The following is a 22,504-nucleotide window of genomic DNA, read 5'->3' on the forward strand; positions in this document are numbered from 1 at the left end:
TCCTTACTTATAGGTAGTCTCTAATTTTCTCGGCAGCTTCATCTGTGTAACCTAACACCTTAGCTACTTCATGAAGCATCATTTTCTTTCTAGTCGTATTTGAATTTGTCATCACCCAATATTCGCTGTCTGCGATATTTTTCGGGTTCATACTGCTACCACTTTCGAGTAGTGCATTTTTACTCGTAGCGAAGTAAACTCTATCGCGGCCCTTAATTTCAAGCACACTATTAAATTCGGATTTATGTGTACGATGGAGCGCGGATAGGATAAACAAAAAGCGCCCGACTACACCCTTTTGCATGGCAAGCTCTTCTTTATTTAGAATATTAAAGACATTCGCTGCTGGCTTTACAGGTTGGCTTGGTGTTTTTGTTTGTGACTCAGCTGCCATTTCTTGTACTTGTTTTTCTTCCTGCTGTGCGACGGGTTTAGATTCTGTCCCAGGAGTAAGTTTTAATAAACGACGTAAAATCTCAGAAGCACTTTCTCCAATACTTTGTGTGTTACTTGCAATGTATTGATATAGCTCGTCATCTATTTCTATCTTTTTCATGCGTTTCCTGTCATCTATGCTAATTAGGAGCAACTCATTTCAATTGTCACTTAGTATATCCAAATTTAACTTATTACTCTATGGCTTTGCATTTTTACTCTTCAATGTCACAATTAGTGCCAAATTTGGAGGATTTATGCAGTTAAACTATCAACAAATTGGCGACCAAGCCAAACCTAGTGTATTTGTTATGCACGGACTATTTGGTTCTTTGGAAAATGTAAATGTCGTGGCAAAAGCACTTGCTGAACATTTCAATGTGATTAACGTCGATTTGAGAAATCACGGTCGCTCTTTTCATGATGAGCAAATGTCCTATCCAATAATGGCAAATGACGTCAAATCACTAATGGATGAGTTGAAACTGGATAAAATACACCTCGTTGGTCACTCAATGGGTGGTAAAGTGGCAATGCAATTCGCCCAACTATTCCCAGAAAGCATCAACAAACTTGTCGTATTAGATATTGCACCTGTTGATTATCACTCAAGACATGATGCAATAATTGCTGCGCTGAACGAAGTGCAAAAAAGTGATGTATCAAGTCGTAGTGAAGCAGATACCATCATGTCGCAGTATATTGAAACCCTCGGCGTGCGTCAGTTTTTGCTCAAAAGTTTAGCAAAAAATGAAGAAGGCAAACTTGCTTGGCGTTTCAATTTAGACGTAATTACTGAAAAATACGATACAATCACATCAAATATTAATGAAACTCATTCCTGTTTGTGCGATACTTTGTTCATTAAAGGGAATAATTCTGACTACATCCTGCCTGAGCATAGGGAAGCCATCGCTCGTTTTTTCCCAAATGCGCGAGCAAAAATAATACAAGGTGCGGGCCATTGGCTACATGCTGAAAAGCCCGAAGCGGTAAATCGCTCAATTATTGATTTTCTTCAATAAAACGAATCGAATTTACCGTTATAAACTTAATTTATGCATTTAGGTTATGATATAGTAGCCGCCGTTTAAATATTGAGTAGAGCTCAGATGGTCAGTCAATTTATAAATGAATTTGAAACACTAGGGCTGTGGTTTGCGCTAGCTGGTATATTCTTTTTCATCGGTATGGCGATTCAGGACGTACTGAAAAAAGGTGACGTGCCAAAGTTCGGACGCTATATCGTTTGGCTGGTGTTGTTTCTTGGTTGCTCTGGATTTATAGCAAAAGGCTTGATCCAAGTGTTTTGGCAAGGCGCAGGTGTTGGATAATGGCCAAGGCTGAAACAGATAGAACGACTATCGACCTATTTGAAAATGAAAAACGTCCCGGACGTCCTAAGACGAATCCACTGCCACGAGAAGTGCAGTTAAAGGTTAACAAGCGCAATCAAATCAAGAGAGATCGTGCTCGTGGCCTAAAAAGGGTAGAATTTAAGGTTTCATCAGAGTTGTATCAAGCGCTAAGTGATATGGCAGAGTCGCAAAACATTAGTCGAAGTGCACTCATCGAGACCATCTTACAAGAAAAGTTAGCGGTTAATAGATAGAAGGTAAGCAATTAATGGCAAGCGTAGGTATTTTTTTCGGCAGTGATACTGGTAATACAGAGCACGTTGCTAAAATGATTCAAAAAGAGCTAGGTAAAAAGCTCGTTGACGTAAAAGACATTGCTAAAAGCAGTAAAGAAGAGATTGCTGAATTCGATTTACTACTGTTCGGTATTCCAACATGGTACTACGGTGAAGCGCAATGTGACTGGGATGATTTTTTCCCTGAACTTGAAGAAGTCGATTTCGAAGGCAAGCTGGTTGCTATCTTCGGTTGTGGCGATCAGGAGGATTATGCTGAATACTTCCTTGATGCGATGGGCATGATCAACGACATCGTCACCGAACGCGGCGCTATTGTTGTTGGCCATTGGTCTACTGATGGTTATGACTTTGAAGCGTCAAAAGCTGTCGTTGAAGATGGTAAATTTGTTGGTCTTGGTATTGATGAAGACCGTCAGCCAGAGTTAACAGAACAACGTGTTAAACAATGGTGCGCACAAGTATATGATGAAATGTGCTTAAGCGAGCTGGAAGATTAATTCCATTTGCTTTGCACTTGCTGCCCGAGCAAGTTATTCTTAGGTATAGCGTCGTGAATATTGACCTAAGACAAATTATAACTAACAGATTGAGACAGATTTAATGACTGATCACAACTTAGAGCTTAAAAAGGCTGGTTTAAAAGTAACGCTTCCACGCATCAAAATTTTAGAGATCCTTCAGTCTCCTGATAATCAACACATCAGCGCAGAAGATGTGTACAAGATCTTATTAGACAAAGGTGAAGAAATTGGCCTAGCTACGGTATATCGCGTACTAAACCAATTTGATGATGCAGGTATTGTAACACGTCACCACTTTGAAGGCGGTAAATCTGTTTTCGAGCTGTCTGGCAGCACGCACCACGATCACTTGGTATGTTTAAAATGTGGCAAAGTTGTCGAATTTGAAGATGACGTTATTGAAACACGCCAAGAAGAAATCGCGAACAGCAATGGCATCAAACTAACGAATCACTCACTATATCTATACGGTGAATGTGAAGATAAAGAAGCATGCAAAAAGTACGCTGAGGAAAATGGTAACTAACCTACCTTTTCGCCAATTTAAGCATTAAGCCAGCAAATTGCTGGCTTTTTTAATTTGTTGCATAAACACCTCCTTCCATTTATTTGGTCACCTTACGGTAGAGTACAATTCCAGCTGATCTTTGTATGCTTTTTTAAAAGCTGATCTAGAAATACATTGCTCTAGATACTTTCGGCAATAGCTATATTGTTTTAGCCCATCAAACCTATCGACCAAACGAAGTACATCAGCCATCGCGATGTCTGCAACAGAAAATTGCTCAGCCAACCAAGTTTTTCCCCTAAGATATTCATTCATGTGTTTCAAGCGGCTATGTAAAAATCGCTCTATCGCTTTGCTGCTATCGCTATCAAAAGTATCTCCAGAAAATTTCAAAATTGTCCATGGAAGAGTTGCCATTTCTACAGAGTTGAGCGCGGCGAATAACCACTGTATTACCGATGACCTATTTTCTGTCGATATTAATTCATCGCTATGTTCAGCGATGTATAACAGACCAGCACCACTTTCGAATATCTCCTTATCTTCATGGCTAAGCCAAGGAACTTGGCCAAATGGTTGATGCAAATAATGCGCATTTTCTCGTTCATTGAAAGCGGTAAGTTCTATATCATAGGGTATGCCCGCCTCTTCTAGCGCCCAGCGCAAGCGAATGTCCCTGACATATCCTCTTGGCAGCTCAGGCACCCAATCAAACGTGGTAATGGTAAAGTTCGGCATATATCATCTCCATGTCAATTGGACTGATAACTCAGCCCAATTTAATAACTAAGGTTAACACTCTACTATTGTCTTAAAGCCACCATAGATAAGCCTTTTGCCATCAAACGGCATTGGATTAGCTTTTTGATCGCAAATAGGATCTTTGAATACTTCTGCCATTCCAGCATCACGCACTTCTTTTGAAGGCCAAGTGATCCAGGAAAACACCACAGTTTCATCGGGCTTACATTTAACAGCCAGTGGAAAAGAGGTAAGCGTTCCATCAGGAACATCATCCCCCCATGCCTCGACAACGCGTTCTGCTCCAAATTTTTTAAATACCTTTGCCGCTTTGCTGGCGTGCGCTTGATATTCTTCGCGCTTATTGGTGGGTACAGCGCATACAAAACCATCAATATAACTCATCTTTGACCCCTCTATTATCCACGTCTTTGTGCTTCATAGCTGACATTGTTCTCGTCTTGTAACTCGCGAACAGGCCGAATTTCGATGCTGCCATAGCGTGCAGGCGGAATTTTGCTAGCCGCTTGGATAGCCTCATTTAAGTCTTTAACATCAAGTAAATAAAACCCCGCAAGCTGCTCTTTAGTCTCTGCAAATGGACCGTCGGTAATATCGACTTTACCCGCTCGTATCCGCAATGTTGTCGCACTTTGAGTTGAGAGTAACGCATTACCCCCTATCATCTGCTCGCGCTCTTTTAATGATTCCCCACACGCGATGCATTCACGGTTAAGTGCGTCCCATTCATCTTGTGAGAGCTTTTCCATTGCTTGTTCATCGTAATAAACCAAAGCGACATATTTCATAGTGTGTCCAGCTCCTTATTAATTAGTATCTGAATAGCGAGCGTCTTTTGCTGCTCGCTTTGACTTAGCTATTCCGTGCTCAAGGTTAATTAGCATTACTAGGTAACATCACCATCCACGCAACACCGAATTTATCAATGACTTGACCATAAAGGGGGGACCAAAATGTTTCTTGTAATGGCATTCTGACCGTGCCACCATCGGCTAGCGCATTAAATGCTCGGTGAGCTTCTTGTTCAGAATCTATTGTTATAGACAAGCTAAATCCTGCAAACGGTGCATCATCACCACAGCCGTCAGATGCAAAAATCTTCATATCGCCAATGCTAAACTCACAGTGCATTACTTTATCTGAGAAGTTTTCTGGTATCGCACCATCAGGGATAGGATCTGGACTTTCGTTAAAGCGCATAAGCAGACCGACTTTGGCATATAGATGCTGTTGATAGTATTCAAGTGCCTCTTCGGTACGCCCTGCAAAAAACAAATAATTGCAAACATGTGCAGTTTGCATCGCAATCTTTTGTCTTAATTGTTCTTCGTCTTCGAGGATTTCGCCGCTGGGATCGATATCTGCAAAGTCAGCAATTTCATAAAACGGTCGAACTTCAATATCAGATTCCTCATTCATGGGATTAGGGCAGCGCTTAACCCATTCTAGCGCCTCTTCCATTGATGTTACTTCCCAAACCCAATAACCCGCAATTAACTCATTAGTCTCTGCAAAAGGCCCTTTAGTTACAATCCGCTCTTCGCCTTTAAAACGAACGCGAACTCCCTCTTTACTTGGCTTTAAACCATCACCAGAAGTCATAATTCCAGCATCAACTAATGCATTATTGAATTCCCCCATCGCAGTCATTAATTCCGCGGTTGGTAACTCCCCTGCTTCAGACCCTTCACTTGCTTTTACAATCACCATTACTTTCATCGTCAATTCTCCTGTTGTCTTTTGTAAATAGAGCTGAATAACCAAAGGTTACCTGCGGTTTTAATAAATAAAGTGCTCTATACACTCTAGTCGAATGCATTCTTTAGAGATCGACAAAGTAAGGAAAATTTTCTTAATTAATTTTCACCGAGCTTGAGAAGCTTTTGTTTGAGAACCCTTTGCTCTGGTAATTGCGTTGTTAAATTGAGAGCCGTTTTAAATGCATTAATCGCACTAGCCGTTCTGCCAGCACGAGATAATAGTTCGCCATAAGCCGCATGAGCCAAGTGATACCTTTGCATTTCTTTGTGCTCAAATAGCCGCTCTATAATGGTAATACCCGCATCAGGCCCCTCTTTCATAGCGATTGCAACCGCTTGGTTGAGCTCAATAACAGGAGACGGACTCACTTGGTGTAGCTGAGCATATAATTCAACAATCTGTGACCAATCTGTCGCCGCTGCAGTTGTCGCAACAGCATGAGTCGCAGAAATAGCCGCCTGAATGGTGTAAAAGCCATATTCACCGGCGCGCATTATTTCAGCGACCAACTGCGTACCTTCTGCAATCATATCTTTACTCCAAAGGCTTCGGTCTTGATCTTCCAGTAAAATAATGTCGCCGCTGGCATTGGTGCGCGCTGCCTTTCTTGCATCATTCAAAAGCATCAAAGCGAGTAACCCCGCCACTTCTGGATCTGGCGTTAGAGAATAAAGTAAACGAGTTAAGCGAATGGCCTCCGAAGTCAGTTCACTGCGTATTGCAAGTTCGCCTTGTGTTGCTGAATACCCTTCATTAAAGACCAGATAGATAACCGTGAGCACCGCATCAAGTCGGTTGTTAAAGTCAGTGTCGTCTGGCAGCTCGAACGGAATACGGGCATCACGGATCTTCGCTTTGCCGCGCACAATTCGTTGTGCCATTGTTGTGTTTGACACCAAAAATGCACTGGCAATTTCTTCTGTTGTTAGTCCACAGACCTCCCGCAGAGTAAGCGCAACTTGTACTTTTGGATCAATAGCCGGATGGCAGCAGGTAAAAATTAACCGCAATTGGTCGTCTTCAATTGCATTGGCGTTTTGCTCTTGAGCGTGGCCTGCGATGTCAGAAACCCCATCCACTTCAGTAGCAGCAACTTCTAGCTTTTCTCTTTGACGTTGCTGTTTACGTATTGCATCAATGGCTTTAAAGCGACCAGTAGAAATTAACCAAGGGACTGGGTTTTCTGGCATACCTTGAGTAGGCCAGTGTTTTAACGCCACATTAAACGCGTCTTGCAATGCTTCTTCCGCTAACTCAAAGTCACCTAGAAGGCGGATCAGTGTGGCGTAAATTTTCCGGCTTTCTTGCTTGTACAGCACTTCTATAGACTTACGAATAGCATTACTATCGCAAGCAAGTTGATTGCTCATCACTTTCCTTCGTCAGCTAGGTTATAGCAATTTGAATTGGTATAGTCACTATTTCATAAATCAGCTAGAGCCTCAATGACTGGCCAGAAGTGGTACTAACACCTAAGTAGCACCTAAGTGTTAACAACAAATGTTTTGGGGTTTTTGGGAAAGAAAAAGTCAGGCTGACGGTCGCATAGAGCAAACTCACGTGTATTTTTATAGGGCAGCTTCATAAACCCTGCTACGCCATAATCTTGAATACTAACCGCGTATTGCATGATCCGAGTCAGTAGTGCCTTAAATTGCGCCTCTTTGTTAGCATCAAGTAGCCGGTAGTAATAATGAATTTTCATCCTATCTTGCAACGATTCAAAAATGATGCAACCTGTATGGTGGATCTGATTTAACTCGAACACGCATTGAATTATCTGTCTTGGCAGCTGCAGTTGCTCGTCTGGATCTTTGCCGTCTTCAAAGTATGAATGCGGGCGTGTAATTTCATTGCTCGAAATATCGCTCACGCTAAACTCTAGTTCTGGCAGATGGTCAAATTGGAACGCACCGGTGCCGTCACGAGTCAATTGAATAGTTTGCCGCGCGTCGAACAAACAGCATTTAAACAAGCCTTTTTGTTTGATCCCCTGCGCAATCATTACGGTGGCGTTCAACGCGTCTTTAAATGCAAGACTCAATGTTTCATCGTGTAAAATAAGACTCGACTCAACAAATACCTGAGCGTCTTTCCAATGAAAACTAAGACCACCAACGACCGGATATTTTGCCAGTCTGCTGATTGAGGCCAAAAAGGCTTTCTCGGTATCGCCGGTATCAAACAAAAACTCTTTATAATATCTATCTAATTGCGCGTCGTTTACGTCTCTTAGATTGTGTTTATCGTCAGCACGACGCAAAAACTGCTTGCGTGAGCTATAGACGACCGTTTCAGGCTTAACTGTGGTTTCGTAGGTCCAAAAGGGAATGCGGGATTTTTTCTCTGACAGTGTTAAATCAGGTAAATACATTTTTGCCATTGCTGGCATATTACGAACAAAGTAATCCCCTGCGCTATCCCTCGTTGCTTTGTCTTTGCTAAGCATGCCATCCAGCACTTGCGCAAATACTTTTGGCAGCCCTAAGGCGCTAGCAGGAATGACCTGAGCACCAAAACGACATGATTGTGCACTAGCCAGTGCATAAATCGTCGATGCAACGCCTTGTTCATCGAAGCGAGGAGAAGATTGTGCACCCGACATTTGCTCATCGCCAATAAAGTACACATCTCCCATCCGAGCGTTGGTTGTACTTACATCTGATGACATCAAATCCATGATATTGCTGGCGATAGGCTCGCCATGTACATCCACCTGAGCATAGACTGAGCTTCCCCAATCAACCAAAGAGAAACCATCGGAAGCTTCATCCCAAACGATATTGGATGGCTTAATATCTCCATGAACGATAGGCTGAGGAGACATACCATTGCGACGCTCACGCAAATCAACCAACACATTCCTGAGTTTTAGCGCGAGGCTTACCAACTCATGCGCTTTAAAACGGCCCTTTTTGAGTGAGATCTTTTCTAAATCTTCACCAGGGGCACGCTCCATCATTAAAATGCCTTGCTTTTTTACTCGTTCGAAGGCATAGAAGTTTGGCACCATCGGGTTGTCAATTTGCGACAACATATAGCCTTCATCTTCAAGCCTATCACGCACACTTTGGGCAAGCGTGATCCGAGAAAATTTAAACACCCAGTCTTTCCCCATATCACTTGTACCAGCAAATACGAAGCCAAATGCACCGGAGCCAATTACCTCAACATGTTTATAGCCAAGTTGGCTCAATTGTTTTTTACAGATATTCAGCCATTGACGGTGCTTTTTTGCATCATGATGAGACAGTAAGTAGATAGACTGCTGTTCGTTGATATAGAAGTGTTGGATGGATTTTTCAGACATAATTGTACGCAGAAAAAGCAATAAAAAAGGTCGACATAAGCCGACCTCATTCAGTATTAACCTTGCTGTTCTATCTTAGCCCACGAATCACGTAGACCAACAGTTTGGTTAAACATTAGCGCTTCTGACTTGTTATCACGACAGAAGTAACCTAAACGCTCGAACTGATAACCTTGCTCAGGCTTAGCGTTTGCAAGCGCTGGTTCAAGTTTGGCATTTGCAATGGTTACCAAAGAGTCTGGGTTTAACACTTCCGTGAAATCGTCAGCAGCCGCTGGGTTTGGCACCGTAAATAGGCGGTCATACTGACGCACTGGCGCTTCAATACAATGTGAAGCAGATACCCAGTGAATTACGCCTTTCACCTTGCGACCATCTTCTGGGTTTTTACCCAAAGTATCAGGGTCGTAACTACAGTAGATTGTCGTAATATTACCGTTTTCGTCTTCTTCAATGCGCTCAGCTTTAATCACATAAGCATTACGAAGACGCACTTCTTTACCTAGCACCAAACGTTTGAACTTTTTGTTCGCTTCTACGCGGAAATCTTCTTGTTCAATGTAGACTTCGCGCGTAAACGGCAGCTCACGCTCGCCCATGTCCAATGTTGGGTGATTAGGCGCTTGTAGCATTTCAACTTTATCTGCATCAAAGTTTTCAATTACTAGCTTAACAGGGTCAAGTACCGCCATTGCGCGTGGTGCATTTTCGTTTAAGTCGTCACGGATACACGCTTCAAGCATGCCCATTTCAACCATATTGTCCATTTTGGTTACGCCAATGCGCTTACAAAACTCGCGAATTGCAGCTGGTGTATAACCACGACGACGAAGGCCTGCAATTGTCGGCATGCGCGGGTCGTCCCATCCTTCAACATGGTTATTAACAACCAAGTCGTTGAGCTTACGCTTCGACATCACCGTGTATTCAAGATTTAAACGAGAAAACTCGATTTGCTGCGGATGACACTCGATACTGATGTTATCTAGCACCCAGTCGTACAAACGGCGGTTATCTTGGAACTCTAATGTACAAAGTGAATGCGTGATCCCTTCAAGCGCATCGGAAATACAGTGCGTAAAGTCATACATCGGATAGATGCACCACTTATCACCAGTTTGATGATGGTGTGCAAAACGTACACGATAGATGATAGGGTCGCGAAGCACCATAAATGAGCTTGCCATGTCAATCTTAGCACGAAGAACACATTCCCCTTCTTTAAACTCGCCATTTCTCATTTTTTCGAATAAGGCTAAGTTCTCTTCAGGTGAAGTGTCACGATAAGGGCTATTTTTGCCAGGTTCAGTCAGCGTGCCGCGATATTCACGTGCCTGCTCAGGCGACAGGAAGCAAACGTACGCTTTGTCATTTTCGATTAGCTCAACTGCGTAGTTATAGAGCTTGTCAAAGTAGTTTGATGAATAGCAAATTTCGCCATCCCATTCGAACCCTAGCCACTGTACGTCTTCTTGGATCGACTTAACGTAGTTGATGTCTTCTTTTTCTGGGTTGGTATCGTCAAAGCGTAAGTTACACTTGCCTTGATAATCTTGGGCAATACCAAAATTTAAGCAAATTGATTTAGCATGGCCTATGTGTAAAAAGCCATTTGGCTCAGGTGGAAAACGTGTGTGCGTAGACGCATGTTTGCCACTGGCAAGATCCGCATCAATAATGTTGCGAATAAAGTTTGATGGGCGATTTTCAGTTTCCGCCATAGGAAATCTTTCCTCTGAATTATGCTCTTAGTTAACCTCGGCATTATTACAAAAACTCAGCCGAACTTACAGCAATTATCTGCGCTGTATCAGGATTTATTCATTTGGTTAAATGTTCATCAGATTTTTGTGACAAATTTTGTTCTAGCGCAATATTTCCGTCACAACTTCATCCTATAGTTGCGCCATCTCAGTGTTTATACCACAAACACTGCTTAAGTCACGTTACCGAGGAAAGGACAAAAGTAATGGCTTCAATGAATTTGAATCGTGTTTATATATCAACTAAGGCTAGAAACAATCATTATATTCTTGCTGAGTTTAAACCGGATGATGCATTCTATGCATGTTTTGACTCCAGCAGCGCGTGTTACGAGCGTTTGTCTCGCCAGCTCTTCGCACTGTGTGACGAATATGAACTGCATAATGTACATGTAATTGCGAACGATAAATTGCCGGTGGTGCGTTACCACGACGAAGCTTATACCATGCAAACAGAAAAGCAGATTTTGTTTTTCTATAATCCTAAGTTCCACGAAGCGCACCAAACTTATCTCAATGACGGATACCAAGCGCGTAAAATCCGCTTACTGTTTTTAGCCACGGGAAATGAATTACGCGCCAATGCGGCGACCTTCCACAGCAAAGTGAAAAAGGTGCTTGATGCACTTAAAGAAGGGTTTTCTCCGCTAGAACCTCAGTTTAGAGTGCGAGACCATCAACATTTAACCTATGACCTATTTGCCAAAGCGAAAGGCGACAAAGAGTCATATGGCTATAAGTTGCGTGCACTTTACCCACGTTATCAAGCCAGAAACTGCACGTTACCAGAAGAATATAGTGAAATGACTTACGCGACCTTTAACATTCCAGTGTCACGTGCAATAAAAACGGAGTTCCAAAGCCAAATGCGCCCTGGTGATTACGGACAATTCTATCGCACACTAGAAGATGCATTTCTTTCTTCTTGCGCCGATAAACAGCTCAATATGGTAGCAATGGTAGCCGATGGCCGTTTGCCTATCGTCAGAAGCGCCAAAATTGATAAGTCCGATACCAACCGAGAGCTACAAAAGCTGAGTTTTGATACCGGCTCCGGTGACAATCAAATTTACTCACTGTTTAACGAAGCAAACCTAGTGGACACCATTCGCTTTGTCATCGTTGCCAATGACAAAGACAAAAAAGACATGGGCTATGGTCGTTTTATGAATCACGTAGAAACGGCTATTAAACGCTTTGTCGCGCAACTTCCTGTTAATGTTGAAAAGCAAGACATCAACGTACGCTTCTTCCAACATATTAGTTACGACTACTAACCCTTAAATAAGGTTTGGGCGCTTCCTACACAGGTCATTGCGCCCTACTTCTTTAGGAGAATAATATAAGCGCCAATTTAAACTACAAGATAATTATAATTTTTTATACCAAGTGAGGCCTGAATACGGTTGCTGCTGTAAACTTTTTAACCGACTTTGCAAACTACCACTATGGATCTCGAGTTTGTGATGATCGGGGTCAAAAATATAGAGCGAGTCCCCTTCGCTGCAATTTTGTTGCCATACGCCAACCCCCTTTTCCAATACCACTTGAGAAAAAGTTGAAAAGTCTTCGGCAGCAATATTGAACGCTATATGACTGTAATCTGAGCTCGGAGATGGCTCACCTAAAGATAAACAAAGCCACACATCACCGAGGCTTAAATACGCGCCTTTATCCCAAGTTACCCAAAGTTCACAGCCCAGTAAATCGTTGTAAAAAGTAAGTGACGCTTCAAGATCGGATACCGAAATCGTAATATGATTTAAACCTGATAACATATTTATTCCTACCGCTTTTTATCCCAGACATGAAAAAAGCCGCGACCAAAGGTACAACGGCTTTAACAACCAGAATTATTTTTCTTGATGTAGGCTAGCTACAAAAAGAAGCGTTACAGTGTCTGTTCAAGCTCTGGTAACGCATCAAAGAGATCCGCAACAAGGCCATAATCAGCCACTTGGAAAATGGGGGCTTCTGGGTCTTTGTTGATAGCGACAATGACCTTAGAATCCTTCATACCCGCAAGGTGTTGAATAGCACCGCTGATCCCAACTGCAATATATAAGTTAGGCGCCACAATCTTACCGGTTTGGCCCACCTGCATATCGTTAGGCACAAAGCCCGCGTCAACAGCAGCACGCGATGCACCAATTGCGGCCCCTAGTTTGTCAGCAATACCATTTAGCAAGGCAAAGTTTTCACCGTTTTGCATACCACGGCCACCTGAAATAACAACTGGTGCGGCAGTTAATTCCGGACGCTCAGATTCAGTTTGTTCAATGCTCACAAACTCACTCACTTGAGAGGCAATACTTTGCGAGCGCTCCTCAATGTCACATGCAGCTTGAGTCTCTACCGCATCAAATGCTGATGCACGCACAGTGATAACTTTTTGTGAGTCTAATGATTTTACAGTCGCAATTGCATTACCCGCATAAATTGGACGCTTAAAGGTGTCTGCATCAAGCACATCGATAATTTCTGAGATCTGTGATTTGTCGAGTAGCGCCGCGACACGTGGCGCGATATTTTTACCTGTGGTAGACGCTGAAAACAAAATGTGTGAAAAGTCACTTGCTAACTCAACAACGAGCTCAGATGTGTTTTCTGCCAATTGGTGCTCGAAAGAAGCATCGTCAACCGCGACCACCTTTTGTACGCCAGCGATCTGAGCAGAGTGATTGGCAGCCTCAGTAATGTTGTAACCTGCAACTAATACGGTAACGTCGCTTGCGATTTTTGTCGCAGCAGCAACCACCTTAGCGGTTTCAGGCTTTAATACACCATTTTCGTGCTCAGCAATAACTAATACGCTCATGAGATCACCTTTGCTTCTGTTTTTAACTTGTTTACTAACTCTTCAACGCTCTCAACCATCACGCCACCAGAGCGCTTAGCTGGCTCTTCAACTTTCACCAATTCAATACGAGGAGCTAAATCAACGCCTAACGAATCCGCTGCGATTACGTCTAGTGGTTTACGTTTAGCTTTCATGATATTTGGCAGTGAAGCATAACGAGGTTCATTCAAACGCAAGTCTGTTGTTACGACAGCTGGAAGTGAAAGCGACACCGTTTGCAAACCGCCATCAACTTCACGCGTCACTTGCACTTTATCGCCTTCAACTACAACTTTAGAGGCAAAAGTGCCCTGAGCACGTTTAGTTAACGCCGCTAGCATTTGTCCTGTTTGGTTGTTATCAGAATCGATAGACTGTTTACCTAGAATGACCAGCTCTGGACTTTCTTGTTCCACTACCTTAGCCAGTAGTTTTGCAATGTGCAGAGATTCAAGCTTTGCGTCTGTTTCAATGTGAATCGCTTTATCTGCACCCAGTGCAAGCGCCGTTCTTAGCTGCTCTTGACAAGCTTTATCGCCAATTGATATGGCAATAACTTCCGTTGCGGTGCCCGCTTCTTTTAAACGAACCGCCTCTTCTACTGCGATTTCACAAAATGGGTTGATCGCCATTTTAACGTTGCTCAAATCAACATCACTGTTGTCAGATTTGACTCTTGCCTTTACGTTGTAATCAATCACGCGTTTGATTGGCACAAGTACTTTCATGGTTACTCCATCATCTGGTTATTCTCTAAGCTGACGTCTACGTCAACAAATTATTTTATTGGTTTCAGACTACTTCCTGTTGACGTAAACGTCAACCTCAAATAACCTTAGTTTAACGAAAATCAAACTAAAGCCTCTCTTTAGTTAATCTACCGTCAAATAGTGTGAGGTTAATAATGGTCGAACGTGAAACCATGGAGTTTGATGTTGTGATAGTTGGTGCAGGTCCTGCGGGCCTGTCTTGCGCTATCCGACTCGCTCAACAGGCTCAAGAAAAACAACAAGAATTAATGATCTGTGTAGTCGAAAAAGGCTCAGAAGTAGGTGCACATATCTTGTCGGGTGCAGTATTTGAAACCAAAGCACTAGATGAACTTATCCCTGATTGGGCTGCAAAAGGCGCTCCCGTGACAACGAAAGTGACGGGTGACGACATTTATTTATTCAAAAATGAAACCAATGCCACCAAACTGCCTCATCTAGTGGTACCAAAAACATTTAAAAACGACGGCAACTATATTGTTTCTATGGGGAATGTTTGCCGTTGGCTCGCTGAACAAGCAGAGCAACTTGGCGTTGAAATTTTCCCAGGCTTTAGCGCCCACTCTCTAATTGTTGAAGAGCAACAAGTTAAAGGTATTATTACCGGTGATATGGGCTTAGATAGAGATGGCCAACCTAAAGACAGCTACATGCCTGGAATGGAGCTTAGAGCGAAATATACCGTATTTGCTGAAGGTTGCCGTGGCCACTTAGGCAAACAACTTATAGCTGAATTTAAACTGGATAAAGACGCTTCCCCTCAACACTATGGCATCGGCTTTAAGGAAATTTGGCAAGTAGACCAAAGCAAGCATAAAGAAGGTCTTGTTGTACATGGCACAGGTTGGCCGCTCGACAATGATACACATGGCGGTTCATTTATGTATCATGCTGAAAACAATCAAGTCGTGGTCGGGTTAATCATCGACTTAAATTACACTAATCCACACCTAAGTCCATTTGATGAATTTCAGCGTATGAAGCATCATGACACCTTTGCGAGTGTACTTGAAGGTGGTGAGCGCATTGCCTATGGTGCTCGAGCAATCGCCAAAGGTGGCTTTCACAGCCTACCTAAAATGCACTTCCCAGGTGGTTTACTGATTGGCTGTGACGCAGGTACCCTCAACTTTGCCAAAATTAAAGGCAACCATACTGCAATGAAGTCCGGTATGCTTGCAGCCGATGCCATCATTGAGGTATTAGGCCAAGAAAGCGCTCCGTCAGACTTGGTAAGCTTTGCCGACAAATTTAAGGCTAGTTGGCTTTATGATGAGCTTTATCAATCTCGTAACTTTGGCCCAGCAATGCATAAGTTAGGTCGTATTATGGGCGGCGCCTACAATATGATCGACCAAAACATTTTCTCAGGTTCGCTACCATTTACTATTAAGGACGAACATCAGGATCACGCACAGCTTAAGCTTGCATCTGAATCGCAAACTATAAGTTACCCAAAGCCGGATGGTAAATTAAGCTTTGACAAACTTTCTTCCGTATTTTTATCGAATACCAATCATGAAGAAGTGCAACCATGTCATTTACAGTTAAAAGACTCAGATATTCCAATCAAAGTGAATTTAGCTAAGTTTGATGAGCCAGCACAGCGATACTGTCCTGCTGGCGTGTATGAAGTAAACGAAAACGAGCAAGGTGAGAAGCAGTTTGTTATCAATTCGCAAAACTGTATTCATTGCAAAACCTGCGATATTAAAGATCCGAGCCAAAATATAACCTGGGTCACACCAGAGGGTGCCGGTGGTCCAAACTATCCAAACATGTAATACCAATAAATCCTAAATTGCGGGGGCGAAATGCCCCTTTCTTTCCTATACTTAGCGTATATTTTTAAAATAGAGTTGAGTCTATGCCACAACAATCCGTTACCTTTCGATTTTTAGCAGAGCCCACCGACGTCAACTTTGGCGGTAAAGTACACGGTGGTATGGTCATGAAATGGATTGATCAAGCTGGGTATGCTTGCGCCGCGGGTTGGAGCGGCAGCTATTGCGTTACCGTTTCAGTAGCGGGCATGCGCTTCCACCGCCCTATTCTTGTGGGTCAAATTGTTGAAGTTTCCGCGCGGATTGCCCACACCGGGAACACCAGTATGCAGATTTTTATTCAAGTGCGCTGTGGCGATCCAAAAACGCAGCGACTTGTCGAAACCAATCACTGCATTATCAGCTTTATCGCCATGGACCAAGCTGGATATCCAATTCAAATTCCTCAGTTTAAAGCGAAAACCGAAGAAGAGAAAAAATTAGAAGCCTATGCGGTGAAAATGAAGGAAATAGCGATCCAGACTGAATCGCTATTAGAAGAAACCTTGTCCGATAGTAAATAACATGAAGGTCTGATAACAAAAATTGAAGTGTAGAAGTTCAGCTACGATTGAACTTCTATCAGTTTAAAGGAGCTATTCGGCTCACCAAAAACCAAGACATTACACTCACCCCAACTTTTCGGTATATTCCACTGCATATTTTCAGCAAATTTAAATTGTGAAAACTGGTTATCACATCTTACTTCAAGAGTATGAAGTGCGCCTGAAACCTCAGTGATAGCGAAATTTGGTCTGACCAATGCGTGCGTCCAGACATCATCATTTTTGATTTCAGCGGCTATAACAAGCATCTTGCTCTTATCTGCTATCAAAGCAACGATTTCATCTATGACAGGTTGCACTGCTGACTTATAAGTGTCTTGTCCATCTAATTCCATTAGTTTTTTATGGTTTTTCAGCGCTCCTTTATATTCCTGCAACTGGGTTTGGAGCTTAATTGCATTGATAAGGGCGTTGGCGTAAAGTTCAGATTTAACGATATCCTTGCCGTGCCAGATGATCCCTTTATGCGCCTCAAGTTCTTGTCTAGGTTCAGCTGTTAGTTGAAAGTATCGCGCTTTTACTAAGTTAAAATAGGCTTCTTCATATCGATTCCACCGACCTTTTTTTGCCAGTTTATCAATATGTTCTTTAGCTTCTTCTAGTTTACTTTCGTCAAGGAGGTTATTGATGTTGCGATAACTTCTCACAAAACCTCGAGATGCTCCTTCTTCCGCATCTGACATATTGAATGAAAACATCACACTATTTTTGCACTGCTTAATCGGCTTACCATCTTTTGTTGCTGGAGAATATTGCCAACGTTTGATTGCTCGAAGTGCAGCGCGTTCGAAGCCTTTCTGTCCAGATGAATCCTCCACTATCGGAGACGCCACTGAACCATCCTCATTGATGATATAGCTCAGCGTAACCCAGCCTTCCCCGCCGACTAACGCAACATTACGTGGATACTGAGGAGCAACTCTTTCAACAGCCGATGCATTTACGATTGTAGATAAATGTAAGTTTGGCTCGCTTTGCGCAAATGCGTCTGTTGTGAGTGAAGCGAATAGAACTGAGGTCATTAAAGTAGATTTAATAAAATTTTCCATATCAAATTGTCCATTATTAATAGCATCTTTAGTAATGTAGCACAGACTTTATATTCCCAACAACGCCCCTAAAATGGTACCTTGTTTTTATTTACAATTTAGCTCTGATAAGAGCCGTAAGGCCTTTGAAAAATGCGTGCCTTGCTGGTCCTGCACTTTAATGGAAGCGAGATAATGTAATGGCTGTAGAGCCTATGGAAACTGGAACTAAAGATACAAAATCATTCGGGAATATTGGCAATGGATTTGGCTAGTTAAGTCGCGCTAAAGCAAATTTCTTGCTAATGTAAATATGGCTTTTTCACTTGCAGCGAGCGCGTCGCGTTTGCTTAAGTTACCTTCTTTTAATAATTGTAAGCTTACTTTTTCCGCTTCTTGGCTGAGCAGTACATCCATTTTAGTTGGACTTACCGCCCCTTCTGTTAAGTCATTAATTATTGCTTGCAACGCTGCTCTGCGCTCAGATATAGCGCGGATCAAAATAGGCTTTAGAGGGGAAGATTTGCAGAGCGCTTCTTGACAGCTTTGGTCAACCTTTCTATGAAACTCCATTGTTTTTACTCATCTCGTTTCAGGCGATTAAATGCTTGTAATTTTTCTCTTAAGCCTTGAATTGGTTTTATATCTTCGACCAATTGCTTGTACTCGTATGCTCTAGTACCAATAATTTGTTCGTTATCTGTGCGTAAACTCGAACGTAAGCTATTTTGGGGCGAAAAAGTATGCCGATTCATGTTGCGATTTCCACCAATGTTCCATTGTTTACAAGGTTATGCGAAAAATCTGAATAAATGAATTACATGACATTACAGGGTTATTTACGAACAGGATTTTGTGAAAGTCAGGATCAATAGTAAACTTCACTCATCTTAATTAAAACAGAGACCATAGTGGAACAAATCACTATCGAGCCCATCGGCTTTATCCAATCTCCTTATAAACAGAAGTTCGCTATCCCGAGACAACCAAGGCTTGTCCCAGAGGCAAAAGCCAAGCTTAGATTTGTTGGTGAATTCAATCGCGAAGAATTTGTTCGTGGTATTGAAGCGTTCACGCATATTTGGTTGTTGTTTCGTTTTCATGAAACCGCTGATAAAGGCTACTCTGCGCTTGTACGCCCTCCGAGACTCGGTGGCAATGAACGTAAAGGCGTGTTTGCGACTAGAGCGACTTTTCGACCCAACGGAATTGGCATGAGTGCAGTAAAGCTCGAGGGCGTAGAATATAAAAATGGTCAGCTGGATCTGTTGCTCTCTGGCGTAGATTTATTGGACGGTACACCAATCATTGACATTAAGCCGTACCTTCCCTATTCAGATGCCTTGGTGGATGCCACAGCTGGCTTTGCTGATACTCGGCCAGAAACGCAAATGTCTGTTAGTTTCTCAGACGAGGCTATCATCTTTATCGAAAAACAAAAAAGCTATCCCGAACTGCAGCAATTCATTACCAATGTACTGAAGCAAGATCCTCGTCCGGCTTATAAAAAGAAACGCACATCACAGCAGGACTATGGTATGAGTTTGTATGATTTTAATATCCGCTGGACAGTAGATGGTGAGCATAACCATGTCACTGAAATTTCGTTAGCAAAATAGCAAATTCAGCGGCTTGCCAATAAACTTATAAATTATGAAGATGTTTAGGTATTAAAGCTTTTTAAGCGGCTACTGCACTGCTAGAATAGCCGCCAATAAGTAACTTATACTGGAATAAGAATGCGTACGAGTGAATATATATTAGCGACTCTAAAAGAGACGCCGTCTGATGCAGAGGTGGTAAGCCACCAGCTAATGCTTAGAGCGGGTATGATCCGTAAATTGGCTTCAGGTCTTTATACTTGGCTACCATCAGGCCTAAAAGTTTTCCGCAAAGTAGAGAGAATTGTCCGTGAAGAAATGGACAAAGCGGGAGCGATTGAGCTGCTAATGCCAGTGATCCAGCCTGCAGAGCTATGGGAAGAGTCAGGCCGTTGGGAGCAGTTTGGTCCTGAACTGCTTCGTATTAATGACCGTCATGGCCGTCCATTTGCACTTGGTCCAACGCATGAAGAAGTGATCACTGATCTTGTACGTCGCGAAATCAACAGCTATAAGCAACTGCCGATCACACTTTATCAAGTCAGTACGAAAGTACGTGACGAAGTTCGTCCACGTTTTGGTGTGATGCGCGCGCGTGAATTCACCATGAAAGATGCCTATTCATTCCACATGACTGATGAGTGTCTTGAAAAAACGTATCACAAGATGTTCCAAGCTTACTGTAACATTTTTGATCGTTTAGGCGTTGACTACCGTCCTGTTATTGCTGACAGTGGTTCAATTGGTGGTAACCTATCGCATGAGTTCCATGTACTTGCAGAGTCTGGTGAAGATGCAATCGCATTCAGTGATGAAAGTGACTACGCTGCAAACATTGAAAAGGCAGAAGCACTTGCACCAACTGAAGCTCGCCCAGCGCCAAGTAAAGAACTTAATACGTTTGACACACCAGAAGCTTTCACCATCGCTGAACTAAAAGCAAAACATGGCGTTAAACCACACCGTGGTGTGAAAACACTCATCGTGTATGGTACACCAGACGAAGATGGTAAACGCGGCCTTGTCGCGCTTATCGTTCGTGGCGATCATGACTTAAATGAGCTTAAAGCTGAGAAATTAGCACTTGTGGATTCACCGCTCGAGATGGCGAGCGAAGAAGACATTGTTAACGCTATTGGTGCAAAACCGGGCTCTTTGGGACCTGTCGGCCTTTCAATGCCTATCATTGTCGATCGCAGCGCAGCTGTCATGGCTGATTTTGTTGCCGGTGCAAACAAAGATGGTGTTCACTACAGTGGGATCAACTGGGACAGAGACGTAAGCGCTTATACTGTTGAAGATATCCGTAACGTGGTTGAAGGCGATCCAAGCCCTTGTGGTAAAGGTAAAATCCTTATCAAACGTGGTATCGAAGTAGGCCACGTGTTCCAACTTGGAACTAAGTACTCTGAAGCAATGAAAGCTGGTGTACTTGGCGAAGAAGGGAAAAACCAAACATTAACCATGGGTTGTTATGGTATTGGCGTTTCTCGTATCGTTGCCGCTGCAATCGAGCAAAATAACGATGATTACGGTATCAAATGGCCTGTTGCTATTGCGCCATTTGAGTTGGCAATCGTGCCAATGAATATGCATAAGTCTCACCGTATCCCAGAGATCGCAGAAAAGTTCTATGCAGATCTACAAAATGCGGGGATTGATGTGTTATTCGACGACCGTAAAGAACGTCCGGGCGTTATGTTTAACGATATGGAACTTATCGGTATTCCTTATACCCTAGTGATTGGAGAGCGTAACCTTGATGAAAATAAGGTTGAGCTGAAAAATCGTCAAACTGGCGAAAAACTGATGCTGGATATTGAATCTGCGGTTGAAACAATCGTTAATGCAATTAAAAGCAAATAAGTCTACTTAAAATTGCTTAATAAAAGAGCATACAGGTGTATGCTCTTTTGTCATATTAGCTTCTCCTAACTGCCCCGCCACTGTCATCTTTGCCTCTTAGCATTGTCATTATTACGCTAAAGAGCCAAGCTATGAAAACAACATACTATCCGAGTATTTGGATCTCAGACGTACACTTGGGCTACAAGGACTGTAAAGCGGAGTTCTTGCTAGATTTTCTCAACAAAACCGAATGTGATGTACTCTATCTGGTTGGTGATATCGTTGATCTATGGTCAATGAAACGCCAGTTTTTTTGGGATCCATCCCACTATCAGGTATTAGAATGCATACAAAAAAAAGCGGGATCTGGTACACGCGTTATCTACATACCGGGTAATCACGACGAAACCTTCAGAAACTACGTTGGACAAACGCTTTTTAAAGTCGAAGTGCATAAAACCTTTATTCATACCACTTCCGCTGGTAAGCGGTTTTTATTACTACACGGTGATGATTTTGACTCGGCAACAAGATACAACAAATTGATCAGTATCATTGGGGATGCCGCTTATGATTTTCTACTCTTCTTAAATCGCTGGACCAATCGCGTACGGCGCTTATATGGCGGTCATTATTGGTCGCTTGCATCTTGGCTGAAAAGGCGCGTGCATAAAGCCAGAGAGGCCATTGCCGCATTCGAGAACGCAGCAATTCATGAAGCGAAGAAGCAAGGTGTCGACGGCATTATCTGCGGACATATCCACCAACCGGAGATCCGTGTCGTAGATGGTATTGTGTACTGCAACGATGGTGATTGGATAGAAAACTGCACGGCATTGGTTGAAAACCAAGAAGGTCGTATCGAATTGCTGCATTGGTCAGATGTACAATCTGTCCTCAACGTAGTTGAAATTGACAATGTTAAAACCGACAGTGTTGAAGCCGCTTAGTCAGCGGCTTCAGTTCTTCCAGTCACTCTTCTTTTAATAGCTGATGCAGTAAATCAACGCGTTTATTGATACGCTTGTTTTGCACGTATGCCTCCGCGCTTAAGCTCATCATTAAAATCAAAAAGATGTATAAAACGGGTTGTTCAATAATTTCTGGGTAGCGATAAATTAAAAATACGACTGCCGTTAGCATAGCGATGATCTGGTAGAATCGTCGCTTATTATTAGGCCTCAGCGAATTAAACTCTTTTAGTATCGCTTCCTTTCGCGACATATCCTCAAACAGCGCCTGAGGACAATCCTGATTTTGCTTCATATATAGACCTTTTCTCTATTTTTTAGTGCTGGTTAACGTCCGCACT

General features: G+C 42.7%; 26 protein-coding genes. 11 read left to right on the plus strand and 15 right to left on the minus strand.

Annotation, left to right across the window (positions count from 1 at the left end):
• Positions 1 to 7: 7 nt before the first annotated feature.
• Complete coding sequence (gene seqA, locus JJQ94_RS14780; RefSeq protein ID WP_099029113.1) at positions 8 to 556, minus strand: replication initiation negative regulator SeqA; 549 nt, start codon at positions 554 to 556, stop codon at positions 8 to 10.
• 136 nt (positions 557 to 692) lie between these two features.
• On the opposite strand from seqA, the gene JJQ94_RS14785 reads away from it, so the two are divergent.
• The 5 genes from JJQ94_RS14785 (at position 693) to fur (ending at position 3,139) form a co-directional block, all read left to right on the plus strand.
• Positions 693 to 1,460, plus strand: coding sequence for an alpha/beta fold hydrolase (locus tag JJQ94_RS14785; RefSeq protein ID WP_099029114.1), 768 nt, complete (start codon positions 693 to 695; stop codon positions 1,458 to 1,460).
• Positions 1,461 to 1,547: 87 nt separating this feature from the next.
• Complete coding sequence (locus JJQ94_RS14790) at positions 1,548 to 1,769, plus strand: DUF2788 domain-containing protein (RefSeq protein ID WP_010372701.1); 222 nt, start codon at positions 1,548 to 1,550, stop codon at positions 1,767 to 1,769.
• On the plus strand, positions 1,769 to 2,047 hold the full coding sequence (ybfE, locus tag JJQ94_RS14795; RefSeq protein WP_010372698.1) for a LexA regulated protein: 279 nt from the start codon (positions 1,769 to 1,771) through the stop codon (positions 2,045 to 2,047). The genes JJQ94_RS14790 and ybfE overlap by 1 nt, the downstream gene beginning before the upstream one ends.
• Before the next feature lie 14 nt (positions 2,048 to 2,061).
• Positions 2,062 to 2,589, plus strand: a complete 528-nt coding sequence (fldA, locus tag JJQ94_RS14800) for a flavodoxin FldA (protein ID WP_010372695.1) — start codon at positions 2,062 to 2,064, stop codon at positions 2,587 to 2,589.
• Between the two features lie 103 nt (positions 2,590 to 2,692).
• Positions 2,693 to 3,139, plus strand: coding sequence for a ferric iron uptake transcriptional regulator (fur, locus tag JJQ94_RS14805; protein ID WP_010372691.1), 447 nt, complete (start codon positions 2,693 to 2,695; stop codon positions 3,137 to 3,139).
• 87 nt (positions 3,140 to 3,226) lie between these two features.
• Here the strand turns inward: fur and JJQ94_RS14810 are convergent, their stop codons facing one another.
• From JJQ94_RS14810 to glnS, 7 genes are all read right to left on the minus strand, one after another.
• The gene (locus JJQ94_RS14810) at positions 3,227 to 3,859 is read right to left on the minus strand and encodes a glutathione S-transferase family protein (protein WP_099029115.1); all 633 of its coding nucleotides are present in this window, start codon (positions 3,857 to 3,859) and stop codon (positions 3,227 to 3,229) included.
• A 54-nt stretch (positions 3,860 to 3,913) separates the two neighbouring features.
• Positions 3,914 to 4,267, minus strand: a complete 354-nt coding sequence (locus JJQ94_RS14815) for a DUF1428 domain-containing protein (RefSeq protein WP_099029116.1) — start codon at positions 4,265 to 4,267, stop codon at positions 3,914 to 3,916.
• Between the two features lie 14 nt (positions 4,268 to 4,281).
• Positions 4,282 to 4,671 carry a YciI family protein gene (locus JJQ94_RS14820; RefSeq protein ID WP_099029117.1) on the minus strand — a complete coding sequence of 130 codons (390 nt, stop codon included), beginning with the start codon at positions 4,669 to 4,671 and terminating at the stop codon, positions 4,282 to 4,284.
• 85 nt (positions 4,672 to 4,756) lie between these two features.
• Positions 4,757 to 5,602 (minus strand): YciI family protein, encoded by an 846-nt coding sequence (locus tag JJQ94_RS14825; RefSeq protein ID WP_099029118.1) that lies wholly within the window; start codon positions 5,600 to 5,602, stop codon positions 4,757 to 4,759.
• A gap of 137 nt (positions 5,603 to 5,739) precedes the next feature.
• On the minus strand, positions 5,740 to 7,014 hold the full coding sequence (locus JJQ94_RS14830; protein ID WP_099029119.1) for an RNA polymerase sigma factor: 1,275 nt from the start codon (positions 7,012 to 7,014) through the stop codon (positions 5,740 to 5,742).
• A 113-nt stretch (positions 7,015 to 7,127) separates the two neighbouring features.
• On the minus strand, positions 7,128 to 8,954 hold the full coding sequence (locus JJQ94_RS14835; RefSeq protein WP_039495951.1) for a protein kinase domain-containing protein: 1,827 nt from the start codon (positions 8,952 to 8,954) through the stop codon (positions 7,128 to 7,130).
• 56 nt (positions 8,955 to 9,010) lie between these two features.
• A complete protein-coding gene (glnS, locus tag JJQ94_RS14840; protein ID WP_099029120.1) occupies positions 9,011 to 10,675 on the minus strand; it encodes a glutamine--tRNA ligase in 1,665 nt (554 codons plus the stop codon).
• Between the two features lie 248 nt (positions 10,676 to 10,923).
• Here glnS and JJQ94_RS14845 point away from each other — a divergent pair, with 248 nt between their 5' ends.
• Positions 10,924 to 11,994, plus strand: a complete 1,071-nt coding sequence (locus JJQ94_RS14845) for a DUF3083 family protein (RefSeq protein WP_099029121.1) — start codon at positions 10,924 to 10,926, stop codon at positions 11,992 to 11,994.
• A 93-nt stretch (positions 11,995 to 12,087) separates the two neighbouring features.
• On the opposite strand, the gene fos is transcribed toward JJQ94_RS14845, so the two are convergent.
• From fos to JJQ94_RS14860, 3 genes are all read right to left on the minus strand, one after another.
• A complete protein-coding gene (gene fos, locus JJQ94_RS14850) occupies positions 12,088 to 12,495 on the minus strand; it encodes a fosfomycin resistance glutathione transferase (protein ID WP_099029122.1) in 408 nt (135 codons plus the stop codon).
• Positions 12,496 to 12,608: 113 nt separating this feature from the next.
• Positions 12,609 to 13,535 carry an electron transfer flavoprotein subunit alpha/FixB family protein gene (locus JJQ94_RS14855; protein ID WP_099029123.1) on the minus strand — a complete coding sequence of 309 codons (927 nt, stop codon included), beginning with the start codon at positions 13,533 to 13,535 and terminating at the stop codon, positions 12,609 to 12,611.
• The gene (locus JJQ94_RS14860; RefSeq protein ID WP_010372654.1) at positions 13,532 to 14,284 is read right to left on the minus strand and encodes an electron transfer flavoprotein subunit beta/FixA family protein; all 753 of its coding nucleotides are present in this window, start codon (positions 14,282 to 14,284) and stop codon (positions 13,532 to 13,534) included. The genes JJQ94_RS14855 and JJQ94_RS14860 overlap by 4 nt, the downstream gene beginning before the upstream one ends.
• A gap of 176 nt (positions 14,285 to 14,460) precedes the next feature.
• Between JJQ94_RS14860 and JJQ94_RS14865 the strand changes: the two genes are divergently transcribed.
• Entirely contained in the window at positions 14,461 to 16,110 is a 1,650-nt protein-coding gene (locus JJQ94_RS14865; RefSeq protein ID WP_099029124.1) for an electron transfer flavoprotein-ubiquinone oxidoreductase, read from the plus strand.
• 83 nt (positions 16,111 to 16,193) lie between these two features.
• The gene (locus JJQ94_RS14870; RefSeq protein ID WP_010372647.1) at positions 16,194 to 16,673 is read left to right on the plus strand and encodes an acyl-CoA thioesterase; all 480 of its coding nucleotides are present in this window, start codon (positions 16,194 to 16,196) and stop codon (positions 16,671 to 16,673) included.
• 41 nt (positions 16,674 to 16,714) lie between these two features.
• On the opposite strand, the gene JJQ94_RS14875 is transcribed toward JJQ94_RS14870, so the two are convergent.
• The 3 genes from JJQ94_RS14875 to JJQ94_RS14885 all read right to left on the minus strand — a co-directional run bounded on the left by JJQ94_RS14875 (position 16,715) and on the right by JJQ94_RS14885 (position 18,498).
• Complete coding sequence (locus JJQ94_RS14875) at positions 16,715 to 17,764, minus strand: energy transducer TonB (RefSeq protein ID WP_099029125.1); 1,050 nt, start codon at positions 17,762 to 17,764, stop codon at positions 16,715 to 16,717.
• A gap of 264 nt (positions 17,765 to 18,028) precedes the next feature.
• A complete protein-coding gene (locus JJQ94_RS14880) occupies positions 18,029 to 18,316 on the minus strand; it encodes a hypothetical protein (protein WP_010372642.1) in 288 nt (95 codons plus the stop codon).
• Positions 18,317 to 18,321: 5 nt separating this feature from the next.
• Entirely contained in the window at positions 18,322 to 18,498 is a 177-nt protein-coding gene (locus JJQ94_RS14885; protein WP_172439895.1) for a hypothetical protein, read from the minus strand.
• A gap of 156 nt (positions 18,499 to 18,654) precedes the next feature.
• On the opposite strand from JJQ94_RS14885, the gene tsaA reads away from it, so the two are divergent.
• The 3 genes from tsaA (at position 18,655) to JJQ94_RS14900 (ending at position 22,142) form a co-directional block, all read left to right on the plus strand.
• On the plus strand, positions 18,655 to 19,362 hold the full coding sequence (gene tsaA, locus JJQ94_RS14890) for a tRNA (N6-threonylcarbamoyladenosine(37)-N6)-methyltransferase TrmO (protein ID WP_099029126.1): 708 nt from the start codon (positions 18,655 to 18,657) through the stop codon (positions 19,360 to 19,362).
• Between the two features lie 120 nt (positions 19,363 to 19,482).
• Positions 19,483 to 21,210 (plus strand): proline--tRNA ligase, encoded by a 1,728-nt coding sequence (locus tag JJQ94_RS14895; RefSeq protein WP_099029127.1) that lies wholly within the window; start codon positions 19,483 to 19,485, stop codon positions 21,208 to 21,210.
• Between the two features lie 131 nt (positions 21,211 to 21,341).
• Positions 21,342 to 22,142: a UDP-2,3-diacylglucosamine diphosphatase gene (locus tag JJQ94_RS14900; RefSeq protein ID WP_099029128.1), complete on the plus strand. Its 801-nt coding sequence runs from the start codon at positions 21,342 to 21,344 to the stop codon at positions 22,140 to 22,142.
• 22 nt (positions 22,143 to 22,164) lie between these two features.
• Here JJQ94_RS14900 and JJQ94_RS14905 read toward each other — a convergent pair whose 3' ends face one another.
• Positions 22,165 to 22,458 (minus strand): hypothetical protein, encoded by a 294-nt coding sequence (locus JJQ94_RS14905; protein ID WP_099029129.1) that lies wholly within the window; start codon positions 22,456 to 22,458, stop codon positions 22,165 to 22,167.
• Positions 22,459 to 22,504: the final 46 nt, after the last annotated feature.

Source organism: Pseudoalteromonas sp. GCY (assembly GCF_016695175.1).
Classification (GTDB): Bacteria; Pseudomonadota; Gammaproteobacteria; order Enterobacterales; family Alteromonadaceae; genus Pseudoalteromonas.